The sequence below is a fragment of the Pseudomonas sp. PKS genome (assembly GCF_051913525.1).
Lineage (GTDB): Bacteria > Pseudomonadota > Gammaproteobacteria > Pseudomonadales > Pseudomonadaceae > Aquipseudomonas > Aquipseudomonas guariconensis_D.
Genome location: NZ_JBEGDO010000010.1, coordinates 138,293 through 158,729, shown reverse-complemented (window position 1 = coordinate 158,729; position 20,437 = coordinate 138,293). Strand labels below are relative to the sequence as shown.

17 protein-coding genes are annotated in these 20,437 nt (G+C 64.6%); 12 read left to right on the top strand and 5 right to left on the bottom strand.

Annotated elements, in window-relative coordinates; all coding sequences use genetic code 11:
* Positions 1-24 precede the first annotated feature (24 nt).
* On the top strand, positions 25-921 hold the full coding sequence (locus ABOA88_RS13165; protein ID WP_196169951.1) for a 1-aminocyclopropane-1-carboxylate deaminase/D-cysteine desulfhydrase: 897 nt from the start codon (positions 25-27) through the stop codon (positions 919-921).
* On the opposite strand, the gene ABOA88_RS13160 is transcribed toward ABOA88_RS13165, so the two are convergent.
* Positions 912-1,457 carry a cytochrome b gene (locus tag ABOA88_RS13160; RefSeq protein ID WP_043206798.1) on the bottom strand — a complete coding sequence of 182 codons (546 nt, stop codon included), beginning with the start codon at positions 1,455-1,457 and terminating at the stop codon, positions 912-914. The genes ABOA88_RS13165 and ABOA88_RS13160 overlap by 10 nt on opposite strands.
* Before the next feature lie 144 nt (positions 1,458-1,601).
* Positions 1,602-2,591: a DUF1853 family protein gene (locus ABOA88_RS13155; protein ID WP_367851692.1), complete on the bottom strand. Its 990-nt coding sequence runs from the start codon at positions 2,589-2,591 to the stop codon at positions 1,602-1,604.
* A 57-nt stretch (positions 2,592-2,648) separates the two neighbouring features.
* Here ABOA88_RS13155 and ABOA88_RS13150 point away from each other — a divergent pair, with 57 nt between their 5' ends.
* The 11 genes from ABOA88_RS13150 to ABOA88_RS13100 all read left to right on the top strand — a co-directional run bounded on the left by ABOA88_RS13150 (position 2,649) and on the right by ABOA88_RS13100 (position 14,632).
* Positions 2,649-3,539 (top strand): NAD(+) kinase, encoded by an 891-nt coding sequence (locus tag ABOA88_RS13150; protein WP_043206793.1) that lies wholly within the window; start codon positions 2,649-2,651, stop codon positions 3,537-3,539.
* Positions 3,539-4,510 (top strand): metallophosphoesterase, encoded by a 972-nt coding sequence (locus tag ABOA88_RS13145; RefSeq protein ID WP_196169950.1) that lies wholly within the window; start codon positions 3,539-3,541, stop codon positions 4,508-4,510. The genes ABOA88_RS13150 and ABOA88_RS13145 overlap by 1 nt, the downstream gene beginning before the upstream one ends.
* A complete protein-coding gene (locus tag ABOA88_RS13140; protein WP_367851685.1) occupies positions 4,507-5,379 on the top strand; it encodes a rhomboid family intramembrane serine protease in 873 nt (290 codons plus the stop codon). Before ABOA88_RS13145 ends, ABOA88_RS13140 begins: the two co-directional genes overlap by 4 nt.
* Positions 5,380-5,392: 13 nt before the next feature.
* Entirely contained in the window at positions 5,393-5,653 is a 261-nt protein-coding gene (locus tag ABOA88_RS13135; RefSeq protein ID WP_043206786.1) for a YeaC family protein, read from the top strand.
* On the top strand, positions 5,650-6,480 hold the full coding sequence (locus ABOA88_RS13130; protein WP_196169948.1) for a DUF2797 domain-containing protein: 831 nt from the start codon (positions 5,650-5,652) through the stop codon (positions 6,478-6,480). The genes ABOA88_RS13135 and ABOA88_RS13130 overlap by 4 nt, the downstream gene beginning before the upstream one ends.
* A gap of 13 nt (positions 6,481-6,493) precedes the next feature.
* Complete coding sequence (gene pepN, locus ABOA88_RS13125) at positions 6,494-9,151, top strand: aminopeptidase N (protein WP_367851684.1); 2,658 nt, start codon at positions 6,494-6,496, stop codon at positions 9,149-9,151.
* Positions 9,152-9,412: 261 nt separating this feature from the next.
* Entirely contained in the window at positions 9,413-10,441 is a 1,029-nt protein-coding gene (locus tag ABOA88_RS13120; protein WP_196169946.1) for a WD40/YVTN/BNR-like repeat-containing protein, read from the top strand.
* Complete coding sequence (locus ABOA88_RS13115) at positions 10,438-12,840, top strand: efflux RND transporter permease subunit (protein WP_367851683.1); 2,403 nt, start codon at positions 10,438-10,440, stop codon at positions 12,838-12,840. Before ABOA88_RS13120 ends, ABOA88_RS13115 begins: the two co-directional genes overlap by 4 nt.
* A 105-nt stretch (positions 12,841-12,945) precedes the next feature.
* Entirely contained in the window at positions 12,946-13,233 is a 288-nt protein-coding gene (locus tag ABOA88_RS13110) for a DUF5629 family protein (RefSeq protein ID WP_043206779.1), read from the top strand.
* On the top strand, positions 13,196-14,329 hold the full coding sequence (locus tag ABOA88_RS13105; RefSeq protein WP_437437096.1) for a lactonase family protein: 1,134 nt from the start codon (positions 13,196-13,198) through the stop codon (positions 14,327-14,329). The genes ABOA88_RS13110 and ABOA88_RS13105 overlap by 38 nt, the downstream gene beginning before the upstream one ends.
* 123 nt (positions 14,330-14,452) lie before the next feature.
* Positions 14,453-14,632, top strand: a complete 180-nt coding sequence (locus tag ABOA88_RS13100; protein WP_043206774.1) for a hypothetical protein — start codon at positions 14,453-14,455, stop codon at positions 14,630-14,632.
* Positions 14,633-14,919: 287 nt separating this feature from the next.
* On the opposite strand, the gene ABOA88_RS13095 is transcribed toward ABOA88_RS13100, so the two are convergent.
* Genes ABOA88_RS13095 through ABOA88_RS13085 form a run of 3 tightly spaced genes read right to left on the bottom strand, consistent with a single transcriptional unit; the run spans position 14,920 to position 20,389 of the window.
* Positions 14,920-15,513, bottom strand: a complete 594-nt coding sequence (locus tag ABOA88_RS13095; RefSeq protein ID WP_367851681.1) for a glutathione S-transferase — start codon at positions 15,511-15,513, stop codon at positions 14,920-14,922.
* Positions 15,510-19,154, bottom strand: a complete 3,645-nt coding sequence (locus tag ABOA88_RS13090) for an AAA family ATPase (protein WP_367851680.1) — start codon at positions 19,152-19,154, stop codon at positions 15,510-15,512. The genes ABOA88_RS13095 and ABOA88_RS13090 overlap by 4 nt, the downstream gene beginning before the upstream one ends.
* The gene (locus ABOA88_RS13085; protein WP_367851679.1) at positions 19,151-20,389 is read right to left on the bottom strand and encodes an exonuclease SbcCD subunit D C-terminal domain-containing protein; all 1,239 of its coding nucleotides are present in this window, start codon (positions 20,387-20,389) and stop codon (positions 19,151-19,153) included. The genes ABOA88_RS13090 and ABOA88_RS13085 overlap by 4 nt, the downstream gene beginning before the upstream one ends.
* Positions 20,390-20,437 lie beyond the last annotated feature (48 nt).

Below are 20,437 nucleotides of genomic sequence, written 5' to 3'. Positions count from 1 at the left end.
CGCTGATCTCGATACACTCGCCCGATGTCTTACGCCTTTGCCGACCTTCCCCACGCACCTTTGCAGCCATTGTCCTTGCCCTGGCTCGAGCACGCCGGTGTCCAGCTCGCCGTGCTGCGTCTGGACCTGATCGACCCGCTGGTCAGCGGCAACAAAGGCTTCAAGCTTCACCACCACCTGCTCGACGCCCATGCCATGGGCGCCCCGGGGCTGATCAGCCTCGGCGGCAATCACTCCAATCACCTTCACGCCCTGGCGGCGGCGGGCAAGCGCCTTGGCTTCGCCACCGCCGGGTTGCTGCGTGGACATCCGCAGGACACTCCCACCGTTCGTGATCTGCAGGCCTTTGGCATGGAGTTGCACTGGCTTGGTTACGCCGGCTACCGGGCGCGACACCAGGCCGGTTTCTGGGCGCCCTGGCAGGCGCGTTATCCCGGGTGGTATTGCATTCCCGAAGGCGGGGGCGGGCTAGCAGGGGCTGAGGGTTGTCGATTGATCGTCGAGCAGGCACGGGCGCAGCTCCCGGCGCTCGGTTGGGAGGATTACCACGGCTGGTGGCTGGCGGTGGGGACCGGTACCACGTTGGCGGGCCTGGTGATGGCAGAGCAGGGCCGTCGAGGGGGGCATGGCGCCTTGGCGGTGCCATCCGGGCATGGCGTCGAAGAAAACCTCTCGGCCTTGGTGCAGGGCGGCTATGAACTGCATGACGCGTGCCGTGGCGGATTCGCCCGGATCGATGACGAACTGCTGGCTTTCATCGACCAGAGCGAGCGCGAAAGTGGCCTGCCGCTGGAAGCGGTGTACACCGGCAAGGCCTTGCTGGCCCTGCGCGATCAGGTCGTGGCCGGACGTTTCGCGCGTGGCACACGACTGATCTTCCTGCACACCGGCGGGCTGCAGGGGCGTCGCGGTTACTTGTAGGGCAGCATGCGCAGCAGCGTGTCGTCGCGGCGTACATAGTGGTGATAGAGGCCGGCCACGGCGTGCAGGCCGATCAGCCAGTAACCCCAGCTGCCGACTCGCTCATGCCAGCCTTTGACGAACTTGGCCAGGTCCTGATCGGGCGCGACCAGTGCAGGCAGGTCGAGGCCATAGAAAGGGATCGGTTTGTCGGCGGCGCTGAGGATGATCCAGCCGGCGATTGGCAGGCCAATCATCATCACGTACAGCAGCAGGTGCACCAGGTGCGCCAGGCCCGTCTGCCAGGCCGGTGGTTTGGGGACGATCGGTGGCGTCGGGCGGCTCAGGCGTAGGGCCAGACGCAGCCAGACCAGCACGAACACCGTCAGGCCGAGCATGAAGTGCAACTCTTTCATCAGGTCGCGCTCGGCGCTGCCTTTGGGAAACAGGCCGCGCAGCTCGATGGTGGCGTAGACCGCAGCCAGCAGCACCAGCATCAGCCAGTGCAGGGCGATGGACAGACGCGCGTAATGCGCCGTGGGCGTGGGTGAAGCCATGGTGGTTCCTCATCATCAGGTCGGGGTAGCGCTCTTGGGGGCGCGTGTGGGTATTTTAATGGCTGGCAGGATTTTTTCTTTGCGCCAGGTCGATGAAATTTGATGTCGATGGTGGCCCTGTCGCGAGGTAGGGGCGCTTTAGTATCAAGTCGAGAGTTGCGGCCAGCTGTCCGCGACCAGGAACACCCGCTCGGCCTCTTGCCAGGTACCGTCCCCGGCCACCTCCAGCCTGACCAGCAATTGCGCGCGCGCCTGATCGTCCAGTTCGGCCAGCCAGGCCTCGAACTGCTGGGGCGACCAGCACGCCGTGGTTTCCACTCGCGCCGGTGCCAGCCAGGCATGGCGGGGCAGGGGCTGCCAGCGTCCGGTTGGATTGGCCTGCTGGTAGTCAGGCCAGTCGCTTCGACGCAACCAGCGCCCGCGCAGATGCTGTGCGTTGGCGCCGACCGGTGAATCGGCAAGCACTGGCCAAGGGTAGAACAGGTAGCCGCCGAGCCAGGCATGTGCCCGTGCCTCGTGTACCCCTAGCAAGGCCAGGGCCTGGCGGCTCTGGGGCCAGGACGAGATCGTCAACTGATGGCGGGCCAGGTGGCCCAGCTTGCGGTCCAGGCGGTCATGGCAGCCCGGGCCCAGCCAGTGCGCAGGATCATGGCCGTCACCGCCGGATGGCCCAAGGTAGAGCTTGATAGCCAGTTCCAGATGGTGAACGCCTTCCTGGTCACGCAGGACGATATCCAGCTCTCCCAGGGTGTGTCCGCCTTCGCGGATCGGCAGATTGGCCGCCAGCAACTCAACGCCGGGCGCCTGGCCCAGGGCGAACTGCCACAGGCTTTCGTAGTACAGGCCAAGCCGGTGGCTGGTGAGGCGGGCGAGCCAGTCGAGCAGCGCCTGGTCGTCCTGGTCCAGCGCCAGCAGCCACTGTCGCAGGCGTTCGGGGTCGTCCGCCCAGGCGCTGGCTGTCAGCGGATGACGTTGCGCGCAGGGTGGCTGGCTCAGCAGGGCGGGCGACAACACTGTCCACGCCAGGTCGCGTACGGCGGGGCGGCGCAACTGGCCAGGGAGGTCGTGAAGATCGGCGAAGGGCGTCATCCAGCGAGCATAGCCGGTTTGCCGCTGGCTGGTCGTTTCGCCCATAATCCCAAGGGCCACACTGGCCATCCGTCACCCGTCGCAGAGCCTTGCAGGAGCACCATGGAGCAATTTCGCAATATCGGTATCATCGGTCGCCTTGGCAGCTCCCAGGTGCTCGACACCATTCGCCGACTGAAAAAATTCCTGATCGAGCGCCACTTGCATGTGATCCTCGAGGACACCATTGCCGAGGTGTTGCCCGGCCATGGCCTGCAAACCTCCACGCGCAAGCTGCTGGGCGAGGTCTGTGACCTGGTCATCGTGGTCGGTGGTGACGGCAGTCTGCTCGGCGCCGCCCGCGCCCTGGCCCGACACAACATCCCGGTGCTGGGCATCAACCGCGGCAACCTGGGCTTTCTCACCGACATCCGTCCCGACGAGCTGGAGACCAAGGTCGCCGAGGTGCTCGACGGCCATTACCTGGTGGAAAACCGCTTCCTGCTGCAGGCGGAGGTGCGTCGCCACAACGAGGCCATCGGCCAGGGCGATGCGCTCAATGACGTGGTGCTGCACCCAGGCAAGTCGACGCGGATGATCGAGTTCGAGATCTACATCGATGGCCAGTTCGTCTGCAGCCAGAAGGCCGACGGCCTGATCATCGCCACCCCCACCGGCTCCACTGCCTACGCGCTCTCCGCGGGTGGGCCGATCATGCACCCAAAGCTCGATGCCATCGTCATCGTGCCGATGTACCCGCACACCTTGTCCGGACGGCCGATCGTGGTGGACGGCAACAGTGAACTCAAGATCGTCGTCTCCCAGGACCTGCAGATCTACCCGCAGGTCTCCTGCGACGGTCAGAACCACTTCACCTGCGCCCCTGGCGATACCATCACGGTGAGCAAGAAACCGCAGAAGTTGCGCCTGATCCATCCGCTGGACCATAACTACTACGAGGTGTGCCGCACCAAACTCGGCTGGGGCAGCCGTCTGGGGAGTGGAGGCGACTGATGCTCGATCCGGCACGCAGTTTCGACATCATCGGCGATGTACACGGTTGTGCCCTGACCCTGGAGCGCCTGCTCGACGCCATGGGCTACAAGCGCCAGGGGGGCGTGTGGCGCCATCCCCGTCGCCAGGCGCTGTTCCTCGGCGACATCGTCGACCGCGGCCCGCGCATCCGCGAGGCCCTGCACATCGTCCATGACATGGTCGAAGCCGGCCAGGCCTTCTGCATCATGGGCAATCATGAGTACAACGCCCTGGCCTGGGTTACTCCGGCGCTGCCAGGCAGTGGCAAGACCTACGTTCGCGAGCACACCCCGCGCCACGCTCGGCTGATCGACGAAACCCTGACCCAATTTGCCCAACACCCAGGTGACTGGCACGATTTCCTGCAATGGTTCTATGAGCTGCCATTGTTCGTCGACGCCGGGCGCTTCCGCCTGGTCCATGCCTGCTGGGACCCGGGGCTGATCGAACCGCTGCGTCGGGAGTACCCGAACGGGTGCATCGATGAGCATTTCATCCAGGCCTCGGCAGTCTCCGGCAGCTTTGCATCCACCGTGTGCAACCGCCTGCTGCGCGGCACCGACATGCGCCTGCCGGACGGTCTGACGCTGACCGGTGGCGATGGTCTGACTCGCGCCTTCTTCCGCACCAAGTTCTGGGAAGAAGACCCCCAAACCTATGGAGACATCGTGTTCCAGCCCGACGCTTTGCCCGAGGACGTAGCCCGCACGCCCCTGAGCCACAGCCAGAAAAACGCCCTGCTGCGTTACGCCGAGGACGAGCCGTTGCTGTTCGTCGGTCACTACTGGCGCAGCGGCCGCCCGGCACCGATCCGCGGCAACCTGGCCTGCCTGGACTACAGCGCCGTGCTCTACGGCAAGCTGGCGGCCTACCGCCTGGATGACGAAACCCGTATCGACCCCCACAAGTTCGTCTGGGTCGACGTCGAACGCCCGCAGGCCAGCCAATGAACGTGATCGCAGCAATGCGCCTGCCGCTAACGGTCGACCTGGGCGGTTTCGTCAAGATGTTGCGCCGGTTGCAGGTCCCGCACCGGGTGGTCGAGCAGGGACAGGAGCAGATCCTCTGGGTGCCGGAGTCCCTGGCCGCGGATGTGCGCGAGCTGTATCAGCGGTACCCCGAGGGCAACGACGAGATCCAACTGCCCGAAGAGGTGCTCGCCGGCATGGCCCAGCGTCCTTCCCTGGCCGACCAGGCCCGGGCCTGCAAGGTCACCGCCGGGATGCTGCTGCTGTGCCTGGTCGTCGCCGTGCTGACCGGGCTGGGCGACAACCTGTCGACGGTCGGCTGGTTCACCTTCCTGGATTTTCGAGTGCAGGGCCAATACCTGTACTTCACCTCGTTGGAACAGGGCTTGGCCGAGGGGCAGTGGTGGCGGCTGGTATCGCCGATGCTCCTGCATTTCGGTGTGCTGCACCTGGCCATGAACGCCCTGTGGTACTGGGAGTTGGGGCGGCGCATCGAGTTGCGCCAGGGCCCTTGGGCGCTGCTGGGCCTGACCCTGCTGTTCAGCCTGGTGTCCAACCTGGCCCAGCATTACACCAGCGGTCCCAGCTTGTTCGGCGGCTTGTCCGGTGTGCTCTACGGTTTGCTCGGGCATGTCTGGCTGTATCAGTGGCTGGCGCCCAGCCCGTTGTTCAGCCTGCCCAAGGGCGTACTGGTGATGATGCTGGTGTGGCTGTTGATCTGCCTGACCGGCGTGGTCGGCCAGCTCGGCTTTGGCCAGATCGCCAATGCCGCCCACGTCGGTGGGCTGCTCATCGGATGCCTGACCGGGCTCTTGGGCGGGGCCCTGGCACGGCGTAAACTGTCGGCTTGATTTAGGAGATGTTATGTCCACCTTTGCGCAAATGATCGAAAACATCACCCCCGAGATCTACGAGAGCCTTAAACTGGCCGTGGAAATCGGCAAATGGGCCGACGGCCGCAAGCTGACCCCGGAGCAGAAGGCGCTGTCGCTGCAGGCGGTGATCGCCTGGGAGATGAAGAACCTGCCCGAGGAGCAACGCACCGGCTACATGGGCCCACAGGAGTGCGCGTCGAAATCGGCACCGGTCCCCAACATCCTGTTCAAGTCGGACTCGGTACATTGATCGAACTCGCTCGTGGCTCTCTGAGCAAAATGGCGGTGCGCCTGGAAGCACCGGTTGTCCAATACGCCTTTCGCCTCGGTGAGGAGCAGGTGCCGGTCAATCCACTGATCGGCAAGACCCTGCGCCTGGAGTACCTCGGCGCCATCCACTGCACCCACTGCGGCAAACGTACCAAGACCAGCTTCAGCCAGGGTTACTGCTACCCCTGCATGACCAAGCTGGCCCAGTGCGATGTCTGCATCATGGCCCCGGAAAAATGCCATTACGACGCCGGCACCTGCCGCGAGCCGTCCTGGGGCGAGCAGTTCTGCATGACCGATCATGTGGTTTACCTGGCCAACTCCTCGGGCATCAAGGTCGGCATCACCCGCGCCACCCAGCTGCCCACCCGCTGGCTCGACCAGGGCGCCAGCCAGGCCTTGCCGATCCTGCGCGTGGCCACCCGGCAACAGTCCGGCCTGGTCGAGGATCTGCTGCGCAGCCAGGTACCGGACCGCACCAACTGGCGAGCGCTGCTCAAGGGCGACGCCGAGGTGCTCGACCTGCCGGCCATCCGCGAACAGATCTTCGATGCCTGCGCCGAAGGCCTGAAGGGCTTGCAGGCGCGCTTTGGCTTGCAGGCGATCCAGCCGCTGGCCGACGCCGAAGTGGTCGAAATGCGCTACCCGGTCGAGGCTTATCCGAAAAAGATCGTGAGCTTCAACCTGGACAAGGACCCGGTGGCCGAAGGCACGCTGCTGGGCATCAAGGGCCAGTACCTGATCTTCGACACCGGTGTGATCAACATTCGCAAGTACACGGCCTACCAATTGGCCGTGCACCAGTAAAAGGACCAGCACGATGCGTACCGAACAACCGCAAGTGATCTACCTCAAGGATTACCAGGCGCCTGAGTACCTGATCGACGAGACGCACCTGACGTTCGAGCTGTTCGAGGACCACAGCCTGGTCCATGCGCAGCTGGTCATGCGCCGCAACCCGGCCCGTGGCGCCGGCCTGCCGCCGCTGGTGCTCGACGGCCAGCAGCTGGAGCTTCTGAGCGTGCAGCTGGATGACCAGCCACTGGCCGCTGGCGACTACCAGCTCGACGATGACAGCTTGACTGTGCAACCGAAGGCCGAGCGTTTCACCCTCGACACCAGCGTGAAGATCCACCCGCAAAGCAATACGGCACTCGAAGGCCTGTACAAGTCCGGCAAGATGTTCTGCACCCAGTGCGAGGCCGAAGGTTTTCGCAAGATCACCTACTACCTCGATCGCCCGGACGTGATGAGCACGTTCACCACCACCGTGATCGCCGAGCAGCATCGCTACCCGGTGTTGCTGTCCAACGGCAACCCGATCGGCAGCGGACCGGCTGAGGACGGTCGTCACTGGGCGACCTGGGAAGACCCGTTCATGAAGCCGGCCTACTTGTTCGCCCTGGTGGCCGGTGACCTGTGGTGCGTCGAGGACACCTTCACCCGCCAATCCGGTCGTGACGTGACCCTGCGTATCTACGTGGAGCCGGAGAACATCGACAAGTGCGACCACGCCATGGTCAGCCTGAAGAAGTCCATGCGCTGGGACGAGGAGGTCTACGGCCGTGAATACGACCTGGACATCTTCATGATCGTCGCGGTCAACGACTTCAACATGGGCGCCATGGAAAACAAGGGCCTGAACATCTTCAACTCCAGCTGTGTGCTGGCGCGCGCCGAAACGGCCACCGACGCCGCCCACCAGCGGGTCGAAGGCGTGGTGGCCCACGAGTACTTCCATAACTGGTCGGGCAACCGGGTGACCTGCCGCGATTGGTTCCAGCTGTCGCTCAAGGAAGGCTTCACGGTGTTCCGCGATGCCGAGTTCAGCGCTGACATGAATTCGCGCACCGTCAAGCGCATCGAGGACGTGGCTTACCTGCGCACGCACCAGTTCGCCGAGGACGCCGGTCCCATGGCCCACCCGGTGCGCCCGGACAGCTTCATCGAAATCTCCAACTTCTACACCCTGACCGTGTACGAAAAGGGTGCCGAAGTGGTGCGCATGGTCCGCACCCTGCTGGGCAGCGAAGGCTTCCGCAAGGGCAGCGACCTGTATTTCGAGCGTCATGACGGCCAGGCCGTGACCTGCGATGACTTCATCAAGGCCATGGAAGACGCCAACGGCGTGGACCTGACCCAGTTCAAGCGTTGGTACAGCCAAGCCGGTACGCCACGCCTGGAGGTCAGTGAAGCCTATGACGCCGCCGCGCAGACCTACAGCCTGACCTTCCGCCAGAGCTGCCCGCAGACCCCGGACAAAGCCCAGAAGCAACCGTTCGTGATCCCGGTGGAGCTGGGCCTGCTGGACGCCCAGGGCAACGACCTGCCACTGCGCCTGGCCGGCGAAGCCGCGCCGCAGGGTACCAGCCGCGTGCTGTCGGTGACCGAGGCCGAGCAGACTTTCACCTTCGAAGGCATCGCCGCCAAGCCACTGCCGTCGTTGCTGCGTGGCTTCAGTGCGCCGGTCAAGCTGAGCTTCCCGTACGATCGCGACCAGTTGATGTTCCTCATGCAGCACGACAGTGATGGCTTCAACCGCTGGGAAGCGGGTCAGCAGCTGTCGGTGCAGGTGTTGCAGGAGCTGATCGGCCACTATCAGCGTGGCGAGGCCCTCAAGCTAGATCAGCGGCTGATCACTGCCCTGGGCACGGTACTGGGCAATGCGTCGCTCGATGCGGCCATGGTCGCCGAGATGCTGTCGCTGCCGGGCGAGGCCTACCTCACCGAGATCAGCCAGGTGGCCGACGTCGATGCCATCCATGCCGCCCGCGAGTTCGCCCGCAAGCAGATCGCCGAACAGCTGTTCGACGCCCTGTGGGCGCGCTACCAGGCCAACCGCGAAGTCTCCGGCAAGACCGCCTACGTCGCCGAGGCCGAGCACTTCGCGCGCCGCAGCCTGCAGAACATCGCCCTGTCGTACCTGATGCTCACCGGCAAGCCGCAGGTGTTGGAGGCGACGTTGGAGCAGTTCGAGCACTGCGACAACATGACCGAGCGTCTCACCGCCCTGGCGGTGCTGGTCAACTCGCCGTTCGAGGCCGAGCGCGCCAAGGCCCTGGAAGCCTTCGCCGAGCACTTCAAGGACAACCCGTTGGTCATGGACCAGTGGTTCAGCGTGCAGGCCGCCAGCACCCTGCCGGGTGGCCTGGCACGGGTCAAGGCGCTGATGCAGCACCCGGCCTTCACCCTGAAGAACCCCAACAAAGTGCGTGCTCTGATCGGTACCTTCGCCGGGCAGAACCTGGTGAACTTCCACGCCGCCGATGGTTCGGGCTACCGCTTCCTGGCGGACCTGGTGATCGAGCTCAACGCCCTCAACCCACAGATCGCTTCGCGCCAGCTGGTGCCGCTGACCCGCTGGCGCAAGTACGACGATGCGCGCCAGGCACTGATGCGTGGCGAGCTGGAGCGCATCCTGGCTTGCGGTGCGCTGTCCAGTGATGTGTATGAAGTGGTGAGCAAAAGCCTGGCCTGAGCCGGTCTGACAGGGGCTGCTGGGCAGCCCATCGCAGGCTGCGTCAGCTCCTACACGCTAGGTAGGAACTGGCGAAGCCTGCGATGGCGCGCGCAGCGGCCCCTTTCTTTTTGCTTAACAAAACATAACGTCCCGCTCGTTGTTTTCCCGCCGATATCCCCGATAGGATGGCCCCAAAGCCATTGCAGTGCTCTGGAACAGGGTTTTCGCAGCACCTGCCAATAGGCTTACCCACTACAAGAACACAAAAGGGGAGCGGTCATGAGAGACCGGACAAGGGCGCGTGCCCGGCGTGGTGCCTGGCCACTGGCGGCCAGTATGTGGCTGGCGCTGGCCATGGCGACAGCAGCAGGTGGTGCCCAGGCCGCCGCTGCCGAGGAGTACTCGGTGGAGTCGGCCAGGGCCAGCCAGAGCCTGCTGATCGATGCCGCCAATCTCGGTAAACGGCTGGTGGTGGTCGGCGACCGTGGCCATATCCTGTTCTCCGACGACCAGGGCAAGACCTGGACCCAGGCCCGGGTGCCCACCCGGCAGTTGCTCACGGCAGTGTTCTTCCTCGACGACAAGCGCGGCTGGGCGGTCGGCCATGACGCCCAGGTGCTGACCACCAGCGATGGCGGCGCCACCTGGAGCAAACAGTTCGAGGACCTCTCCCGCGAAGCGCCACTGCTCGACGTGACCTTCCTCGATGCCCAGCACGGATTTGCCGTGGGTGCCTATGGCGCCCTGATCGAGACCACCGATGGTGGCCAGCACTGGCAGGACATCGCCGAGCGGCTGGACAACCCCGACCAGTTGCACCTCAACGCCATTGCCACCATCAAGGACGCAGGCCTGTTCATCGTCGGCGAACAGGGCAGCATGTTCCGTTCCAGCGACAACGGCCAGAGCTGGTCGCGCGTCGAAGGCCCCTACGAGGGGTCGCTGTTCGGCGTGATCGCTACCTCCCACCCCCGCACGCTGCTGGCCTATGGCCTGCGCGGCAACCTGTTCCGTTCCACCGATTTCGGCGATACCTGGCAGCCGATCCCGCTCAAGGCCGCCCGTGGCTCGCTGGAGTTCGGCCTGGCAAGCGCCACCTTGCTCAACGATGGCAGCCTGGTCCTGGTGGGCAACGGCGGCACGGTGCTGCGCAGCCAGGATGACGGCCAGAGCTTCACGGTCTACAACCGCGCCGACCGTCTCGCCCTGTCGGCCGCCGCGGCGCTTGCCAATGGCGGTCTGCTGCTGGTGGGCCAAGGGGGCGTGCACCTGGCCACCGCCGAAGGCGCAGAGGAGGGGCAGCAATGACCAGCCGGGAGAGTTTCGACATGCACCAGCAGCACCATCAAGACAAGGCGACCTTGCTCGAACGGCTGATCTTCAACAATCGGCCGGCGGTCATCGCCCTGTGCCTGCTGGTGAGCATCTTCCTGTTCTGGCAGGCCACGCAGATCCGCCCGTCCACCAGTTTCGAGAAGATGATTCCGCTGCAGCATCCGTACATCGAACAGATGCTCGAGCACCGCAATGACCTGGCCAACCTCGGCAACACCGTGCGCATCTCGGTGGAGGCGGTCAACGGCGATATCTTCGACAAGGACTACATGGAGACTCTGCGCCAGATCCATGACGAGGTCTTCTACATTCCAGGCGTCGACCGGGCCGGGCTCAAGTCGCTGTGGAGCCCGAGCGTGCGCTGGACCGAGGTGACCGAAGACGGCTTCGCCGGCGGTGAGGTGATCCCCAACACTTACAACGGCTCGGCCGAAAGCCTCGACGAGCTGCGCGACAACGTGCTCAAGTCCGGCCAGGTCGGGCGTCTGGTGGCCAACAACTTCAAGTCCAGCATCGTCGACGTGCCGTTGATGGAGAGTTACCCGGACCCTCAAGACCAGAGCAAGCAGGTCAAGCTCGACTACCAGCAGTTTTCCCATCAGTTGGAAGAGAAGATCCGCGACAAATTCCAGGCCCAGAACCCCAACGTGAAGATCCACATCGTCGGTTTCGCCAAAAAAGTTGGTGACTTGATCGACGGTCTGGTGATGGTGGTGATGTTCTTCGGCGTCGCCCTGGCCGTCACCTGGGCACTGTTGTACTGGTTCACCTGGTGCATCCGCAGCACCATCGCCGTGCTCATCACCACCCTGGTGGCCGTGGTCTGGCAGTTGGGGTTGATGCATGCGGTCGGCTTCGGGCTGGATCCGTACTCGATGCTGGTGCCGTTCTTGATCTTCGCCATCGGCATCTCCCACGGGGTGCAGAAAATCAACGGCATCGCCTTGCAGTCGAGCGGAGCCGACAACGCCTTGACCGCTGCCCGGCGCACGTTCCGACAGCTGTTCCTGCCGGGCATGATCGCCATCCTGGCCGATGCGGTGGGCTTCATCACCTTGCTGGTGATCGACATCGGCGTGATCCGTGAGCTTGCCATCGGTGCGTCGATCGGCGTGGCGGTGATCGTCTTCACCAACCTGATTCTGCTGCCGGTAGCGATTTCCTACGTAGGCATCAGCCAAAAGGCCATCGCCCGCAGCAAGAAGGACGCCACCCGCGAACACCCGTTCTGGCGCCTGCTGGCGAACTTCGCCAGCCCCAAGGTGGCCCCGGTGTCCATCGCCCTGGCCCTGGCAGCCTTTGCCGGCGGCCTGTGGTACAGCCAGAACCTCAAGATCGGCGACCTCGACCAGGGCGCGCCGGAGCTGCGTCCTGACTCGCGCTACAACCAGGACAACAACTTCATCATCAGCAATTACTCCACCAGCTCCGACGTGCTGGTGATCATGGTCAAGACCCCGGCCGAGAGCTGCTCGATCCATTCGACCATGGCACCGATCGACGAGCTGATGTGGACCATGGAGAACACCCCCGGCGTGCAGTCGGCGATCTCCTTGGTGACCGTGTCCAAGCAGGTGATCAAGGGCATGAACGAGGGCAGCCTTAAATGGGAGACCCTGTCGCGCAACCCGGACGTGCTCAACAACTCCATCGCCCGCGCCGATGGCCTGTACAACGCCGACTGCTCCCTGGCACCGGTGCTGGTGTTCCTCAACGACCACAAGGCCGAGACGCTGGAGCGGGTGACCGCGGCGGCCCAGGCCTTTGCCGACAGCCATAACAAAGAGGGCCTGCAGTTCCTCCTGGCGGCCGGTAACGCGGGCATCGAGGCGGCCACCAACGAGGTGATCAAGTCGGCCGAGCTGACCATCCTGGTGCTGGTGTACCTGTGCGTGGCGGTGATGTGCCTGATCACCTTCCGCTCGTTCGCTGCAACGTTGTGCATCGTCCTGCCGCTGGTGCTCACCTCGGTGCTGGGCAACGCCCTGATGGCCTTCATGGGCATCGGCGTCAAGGTTGCCACCTTGCCGGTGGTGGCCTTGGGCGTGGGGATCGGCGTGGACTACGGCATCTACATCTACAGCCGTCTGGAGAGCTTCCTGCGGGCAGGGCTGCCGCTGCAGGAGGCCTACTACGAAACCTTGCGCTCCACCGGCAAGGCGGTGCTGTTCACCGGCCTGTGCCTGGCCATCGGGGTGTGCACCTGGATCTTCTCGGCGATCAAGTTCCAGGCGGACATGGGCCTGATGCTGACCTTCATGTTGCTGTGGAACATGTTCGGTGCGCTGTGGCTGCTGCCAGCGCTGGCGCGGTTCCTGATTCGTCCGCAGAAACTGGCGGGCAAGGCGGGTGGGTCGATCTTCGCGCATTGATCCAAAGGGGGGGCCGCTTTGCGGCCCTTCGCAGGCTTGACCTGCGGCCACAGGTATCGCGTCGCCGAGGCTATAATGCCGGTCCATTTCTCTGCGGACCTCCCCATGACCACCCTTGCCACTGCCCTAGAATCCTGTGACATGCTGCTGATCGACGGCCTGCATGCCTTCGATTTCACCTTCGACGCCGATGGCCTGTCGGTCGAATGCATGGACGGTCGTCAACTGCGCCGCTGGCGCTTCACGCCAGAGCAAGTCGCCGCTGCAGTCGCCGAGGGCGATCAATGGCTGCTCGACGATGCCGACGGTGAGCATCGGCTAGTCTGTATGGATGCCTTGCGCGCCTCGGAAGATGATGACGATGAAGATCTGGAAGAGCCTGCTGACCGCTAGTCTCATGGGCCTGACGCTCAACGCACACGCAGGCGTGCTGTTGGTCGGTAGCTACACCGACGGCACCAGCCAAGGCCTCTATCGCTATAGCTTCGATACCCGCAGCGGCCAGATCGACGCCACGCCCCGGCAGGTGGTCAAGAGCGTGAGCCCCTCGTGGCTGGTGCTCTCGGCTGACCAGCGCCTGTTGTTCGCGGTCAACGAAACGCCCCAGGGCCACGTGAGCAGTTTTTCCCTGGGCACCCAGGGCCAGATCAAGCCGCTCAACCAGGTGGCCAGCCGGGGCGACGAACCGACCCACGCCAGCCTTAGTCATGACCAGCGCTACCTGTTCATTGCCAACTACGCTGTCGCACCCGTGCCGGGTGGTAGCCTGGTGGTGATCCCGGTGGCACGGGACGGCACGCTCAAGGATGTAGTCCAGCAACTGCGCCATGCCCCGAGCAAGGTCAACCCTGAGCGTCAGGCCGGTGCCCATGTGCACTCGGTGGTGCTCTCGCCCGACGGTCGCCATCTGTACGCCAGCGACTTGGGTGCCGACAAGGTATTCATCTACCGCTACGACGGTGCCAGCCCAGAGCACCCGTTGAGCCCGGCGATTCCCGCCTCGGTGACCTTGCCTGCCGGCAGTGGCCCGCGTCATCTGTTGTTCGACGCCAAGGGCCGGCACGCCTACCTGACCCTGGAAATGAGCGGCGAGGTGGTGACGTTCGACGTACACGACGGCAACCTGATCGAACGCCAGCGCCTGCCCCTGACCGAGCAGCAGGACGCTGCGGCCAAGGCGTCTGGTGGCCTGCACCTGTCGGCCGACGGGCGATTCCTCTATGTCAGCAACCGCGGCACTGCCAACGAAATCGTGGTGTATGCGGTGGGCAAGGATGACGGCCAACTGAGCCTGTTGCAGCGCCGCTCGGTGGAGGGAGACCACCCCCGGGAGTTCGCCCTTGATCCCAGTGGCAACTTCTTGCTGGTGGCCAACCAGAAGAGCAACCAGATCGTGGTCATGCGCCGCGACCCACGCAGCGGCAAGCTCGGCGAGACCGTTCAGACCCTGCCCCAGGACGCGCCGTCGGACCTCAAGTTTCTCGAGTGACTATCAATCGGCTTGATAATCGCTACTGGCGCAATGAATTTCTGCGGGCCTCCCTGGCGGCGTAAGTTTGACCCAAGGCCAACAACGGCCATCGTCAAACCACCGACGTCGAGGACAGCCCCCATGAACTTCAATCTCTTCCCGGTCATTGCCGCTTCCGCCATTTCCGCCTCCGTCGTCCTGCCGGCCCATGCCCAGGTCGAAGTGCGCGGCAAATCGTCCGTCACCCAGAGCTATACCGAAAAGTACCTGCAGCAAAGCGCGCATTTCCATGCAGCCCTGGGCGGCAAACACGCACATTGATCGTAGAGAGGGGTGGTAGTAGCACAACGCCATGTGTTTAAATTTGACGCTGTATTTTTGACTCCGGAGGTGGAGCATGATGTGGCGTATCGCGGCGGTGGTGCTGTTGCTGTTCTCTTCGCCGATCCTGGCTATCTAAAAGATACAAACCTGCTGCGCTGGCTTCTTAGCGGGTGAACCCCTTTCCACAGGTACAGCGGTGCTCTCAAGCACACCGCTGTACCTGTGGAAACGGGCTTATCTAGGCGTCGAGCCGCCGCGAATGGGCACCCTGCAGACAGAGTGCATCAGCGGGCCATGATGGCCTTGAACAGGTCTGATGCCAGCCAGCCCTGTAACCAGGTGCGCAAACGTGGGTACGGGGCCTCGGTAAACCAGGCCGGTTCCACCCCGGAAAACTGACGCATCAACGGGAGCAGGGCGGCATCGGCCAGGCTCGGGTGCTCTGCCAGCAGGTAGGGACGACCTTCGAGCAATCCCTCCAGCTCCGTCAGCCAGGGTTCGGCCTGCTGGCGATAGTGCTCGCGCGAATGTTCAGGGTAACGTTCGGCGTACTTGTACAGGTTCACCTGGGCCTTGAAGGTCTGGTCGTTGCGCGCAATCAGCTCCAGCGCCTGGGCCGCCGCCGCAGGGGCGGCCTGCAGACGCCAATCCTGCGGATCGTTCTGCTCCAGGGCCCAGCGCATGATGTCCAGGCTTTCTTCGAGCACCTGGTCACCGGTGTCGAGCACCGGCACCGTGCCCTTGGGCGACAGTGCCAGCAGTTCGGCGGGCTTGTTCTTCATCGCCACTTCGCAAATCTCCACCGCGCAACCGGCATAGCTCAGGGCCAGGCGTGCGCGCATGGCCCAGGGGCAGCGGCGGAACGAATAGAGCTTCACCCGCACACCTCCACATCGCTCAGGCCATTGCCCTGGCGGCGCACCTGGATCTGCACCGGGATGCGCTCATGCATCTCCTGCACGTGGGAAATCACCGCCACTTTGCGCCCCTGGGCCTGCAGGCCGTCGAGGGCATCCATCGCCAGTTGCAGGGACTCCGGGTCTAGGCTGCCGAAGCCCTCATCGATGAACAGTGATTCGATGCGCAGGGTGCTAGAGGCCATGGACGCCAAGCCCAAGGCGAGGGCCAGGGACACCAGGAAGGTTTCACCGCCGGAGAGCGAATGCACCGAGCGCAGCTCGTCGCCCATCTCGGTGTCCAGCACCAGCAGGCCCAGGGCGCTGCCGCCCCGCTTGAGGCGATAGCGCTTGGCCAATTGGCGCAATTGGCTGTTGGCGTGATGCAGCAACAAGTCCAGGTTGTAGCCTTGGGCGATCTTGCGGAAGACATCGCCCGAGGCTGAGCCGATCAGCGCGTTCAGGCGTGCCCAGCGCTGCCACTGTTGGTAGGCCTGTTCGATCTCGTTGGCCAACGCCTGGTGCGCTTGCTGGCGACGCTGATCGTCGGCCTGGCGGGCGCGCAGTTCGGCGCACTGCTGCTCCTGGCTGGCCAGCGCTTGCTCAAGGGTGCTCAGCGCTGCTTCCAGAGACTCGGGCTCCACTTCGACAGTGGCTTGGGCGGCGTGCTGCTGCAGGCGCTGTTCGCGCTCCTGCAACAGCACGCGGCCTTGCTCGATGGTTTTTTCCGCTGTTTGCAGACGCTGGCGCAGTTCGCCGAGCTGGGCATCGTCGATGGCCAGCAGGCGGTCGAGGCCGGTGTCGTCCAGTTCGGGATGTTCGCTGCGCCATTGGGCAATCTGGCCCTGCAACTGCTGGCACTCCTGCTCCAGCGTGTGCTGGCGCTGGCGGCTGGCCTTGAGCTCGCCGGCCAGTTGCACGCCTTGGGTGCGCAGCGCCTGCAAGCGCTCGGCGGTCTCGCTCTCGGCGAGGCGGGCGTGTTCCAGTTGCGCGTCCATGTGCTGTTGCCAGGCCTCGGCACTGGGCTGTTCGCCGAGCAGTTCGGCCAGGGTGGCCAAGGCTTGCAGGCGCTGTTCATCCAGGGTGGCGAGCTTGTGTTGAAGCTGCTGCTGGGTGTTCAGGCGCACTTGCTGCTGGTCGCGCAGCTTGTCCAGCTGAACCTGGCGCGCCTGCTGTTCTTGCTGCTCGTCCTTGCGCTGGTCGAGCTGCTGGCGGCGCTGGGCGATCTGCTGGTCGAGGCCGAGGAAGGCGTTGGCCGGATCGTCGCGCAGGGCCTGGAGGATGTCCGCGGGCAAGACGTTGGTCAGATCGTCCAGCGCTTGTTCGAGCTGTTGCTCGTCGGCGGCCAGGGCCTGGTGTTGTTGCTCGAGATGACGTTGGGCCTGCTGCTGTGCTTCGTTGGTGGCCTGCAACTGCTGGTTCAGGCGGGCAGCCTCTTTTTGCAAGGCGAGCAGGGTGCTCTGGCGTTTCTCGTCGCGGTTGATCTCTTCTTCCAGGCGGCGCAGCTGGCCGTCGAGCCAGGCACTGCGGGCTTTGTCGTCCTGCGGTGCGAGGGCCGGCCACAGGGCATGGGCCTGGAGCTGCTCGAGGATCGGTTGCAGTTGCTCGCCCAACTGTACCTGTTGCTGCTGGTAGTCCTTGAGCTGGGCGTTGACCACGCCCAGTTGGGTACGCAGTTCCATCAACTGGCTGTTGAGGGCCTCGACCTGGGTGCGGGCGGCGTCTTCTTCGGCCTGGTCATGGCGACCCAGGCTCTGTAACAGGGCTTCGGGCTGGTGGAAGGGATGCTCGGCGCTGCCGCAAACCGGGCAGGGCTCGCCGTCGCGCAGTTGCGCGCGCAGCTCCTCGACACTGCTGGTTCGGGCCAGGCGCTGGCGTTCCAGCAACTGGCGGGTCAGGGCGAGGGCCTGTTCGGCGGTTTCCAGCTCGGCCTTGGCGGCGGTGCCTTGGCCGATGAGCTGTTGGCGCTGTTGCATGGCCTGTTGCTGGCGCTCGCGCAGGCTAGCCAGGGTATGACGCAGTTCCTGTTCACGGCCATGCAGGCGTGACAAGTCTTCGACCAGGCGTTGCTGCTTGCGGTTGTCCTGAAGCATCGCGCCCAGCAGGTCGATCTGCTCGGCCAGCGCCTGGGGCTCGGCACCGGCTTCGCGGAACAACAGCTCGAAGCTGTCGCGTTGGGACTGCAACTGGGCATTGGCCTGGCTGACCTGGGCCTGCAGGCCCGGCAGCTCTTCGCGGCCCTTGGCCAGGCGGCCGCCCACCAGCATCACTTGCTTCAACTGAGGCAGATAGGCCTGCCAGGCATCGGTCAGCCCGGCCAGCTGTTCACTGTGCGCGAGCGCCGCGTCGATCTGCTCCAGGGTTTGCAGACTGCGTTGCTGGTTTTCCTCCAACTGCTGCAATTGCTGCTGGCCGTCGGCGACGTCCCGGGCTGCGTGCTCAGCGGCGGCGCGTTGGGCGGCCAGCTCTTCGCTCAGGCGCGCCAGGCTGTCCTGGGCGGCGAAGGCCTGGCGCAGGCGTGGGGCGTTTTCGCTGTGCTGGGCTTGGCGCTGGGCAAGCGCTTGGCGCGCGCCTTCAAGCGCTTGCTCAAGTTCGCCTGTGCGGCTCTGCAGGTCGTCTTGCTGGCGTGCTTGTTCGGCGAGTTCTGCGGCCAGTGGGGTCAACTGTGCGGTCAGTACTTGCTGGCGATGGAACTGGTGGCGCTGCGGCGCCAGGCGTTCCAGGCGCTGCAGGTCCAGGCGCTGCTCGGCCAGTTGCTGCCATTGTTGCTCGGCCGCTTGCAGCGCCTGTTGGGCCTCGGTGTGCTGGGCCTGCAACTGGCGCTGCTCCTGAAGCCAGGTGCGCTGTTGCTCCAGTTGCCGCTGGCGCGTCTGGTCGGTCTTGAACTGCTGCTGGGCCTGCTCCAGTTGCTGGTCGAGTGCGGCGCGGGCTTCGGTGTCCATGGGCAGCAGGTGCTCGGCCTGCTTCTTCAGGTCGTTGTGCTGCTCGCCGGTTTCCCTGGCCTTGGTGAAGGCACGTTGGCCCAGGCGGGTGTAGATGGCGGTGTTGGTGAGCTTTTCGAGCAGCTCGCTGCGTTCTTTGTCGTCGGCCTTGAGGAAGGCACCGAACTCGCTCTGGGCCAACATCACCGCGCGGGTGAACTGTTCGAAGTTCAGGCCCAGGCGTGCTTCGACCAATTGCTTGTATTCGTTCTTGCCGCTGCCAAGCAGTTGCTCGCTGTCCAGGTCGTACAGGCTCTGGCGGCTGTGTTGCAGCTTGCCATTGGCTTTCTCGCGGGCGCGGTTGGCTTCCCAGCGGGCGCGGTAGCGGCGCCCGTCGATGCCGACGAAGTCCACCTCGGCATAGCCGCTGCCGGTACCTCTGCGCAGCAGGTTGCGTGGGTCGGAGGTCGGGATCTCGCCGTCGGCATCGGGCACCTTGGCCTCCCGGCCGATGTCCTCGAGCCGAGGGACTGCGCCGAACAGCGCCAGGCACAGGGCATCGAGCAGGGTGCTCTTGCCGGCGCCGGTGGGGCCGGTTATCGCGAACAGGCCGGCGCTGGCCAGGGGCTCGGCGGTGAAGTCGATGTCGATCGGGCCTGCCAGGGAGGCGAGGTTTTTCAGGCGAATGGCAAGGATCTTCATGGTTGCTCCTCCTCCAGCTGGACGTCTTGCAGGAGCTGGGCGAAATCAGCCAGCGCCTGCTCATCGACCGGGTTGCCATAGGCCTGTTCCCAGGCGCGACTGAACAGGTCCTGCGGGGTCAGTTGCGACAGCTCGACGAAGGGCTGCTCGTCATCGTCCTGCCTGTCGCGCCCAGCGTATTCGGCGCTGATGCGCACCAGGCGCACGGCCTTGCCCTGCAGGGCACTCTCGATCTGCTGGCGCAGGTCTGGCTGCGGCTCGTCCAGGTGCACCCGCACCTCCAGCCAGGGCTGGCGGTTGGGATCGTCCAGAAGATCGACCACCGGCAGGTCGGCCAGCTGTTGCAGCAGCTCGCCCAGCGGTGCCGGACCGATGCGTTGCAGGGCCACGGCCCGCGGTACCGGGCGAGGCTCGACGCTGACCAGTTCGGCACCGTCGAGCTCGATTTCCAGTATCTGGTGCGGGTAGTTGATTTCAGCGAACGACAGCGGGATCGGCGCGCCGCTGTAGCGGATGCGCTCCTCACGGTTGACCCGTTGCGGTTTGTGCAGGTGGCCCAGGGCGACGTAGCTGATGGCTTTGTCGAACAGACGCGCCGGCAGGGCCTCGGCGTTGCCGATGATCAGGCTGCGCTCGGAGTCTTCCGAGACTGCGCCACCGGCCATGTGCGCATGGCTGATGGCGACCAGGGCCTGGTCTTTCTTGCGCTTGGCCTGGGCGGCGGCGATCAGTTGCTGGTGCACCTGGGTGATGCCTTGCAGGTAGTCGTCGCCCAGCTGTGGGCCGGTGACTTCCGCCGGGCGTAGGAACGGCAGGGCCAAACACCAGGCGCAGACTTTGCCGCGGGCGTTGGTCAGCGGGATCAACAAGCGCTCGGCGTCCAGCTGGCCTTCGTCGAGCCAGTGCACACGCCCCAGCGCGTGAGTGCGCAGGCGCCGCATCAAGGCAGCCGGCAGTTCGATCCGCGAGCCGGAGTCGTGGTTGCCGGCGATCATCACGATGTCGAGCTTGGGCTGTTGCTCATGGGCCTGGACGATGAAATCGTAGAGCCGCTCCTGGGCTTTGACCGGTGGGTTGACTGTGTCGAAGATGTCGCCAGCGATCAGCAGGGCGTCAGGTTGGCGCAGGCGCAGCTGGCCGAGCAGCCAGTCGAGGAAGCAGGCATGTTCGAAGTCGCGTTCCTGGCCGTGCAGGCTTTGGCCCAGGTGCCAGTCGGAGGTGTGAAACAGACGCATTGAAATTTCCGCAAGCATGCAGGGGTGGTGTCGGGCACCACGCGCTGA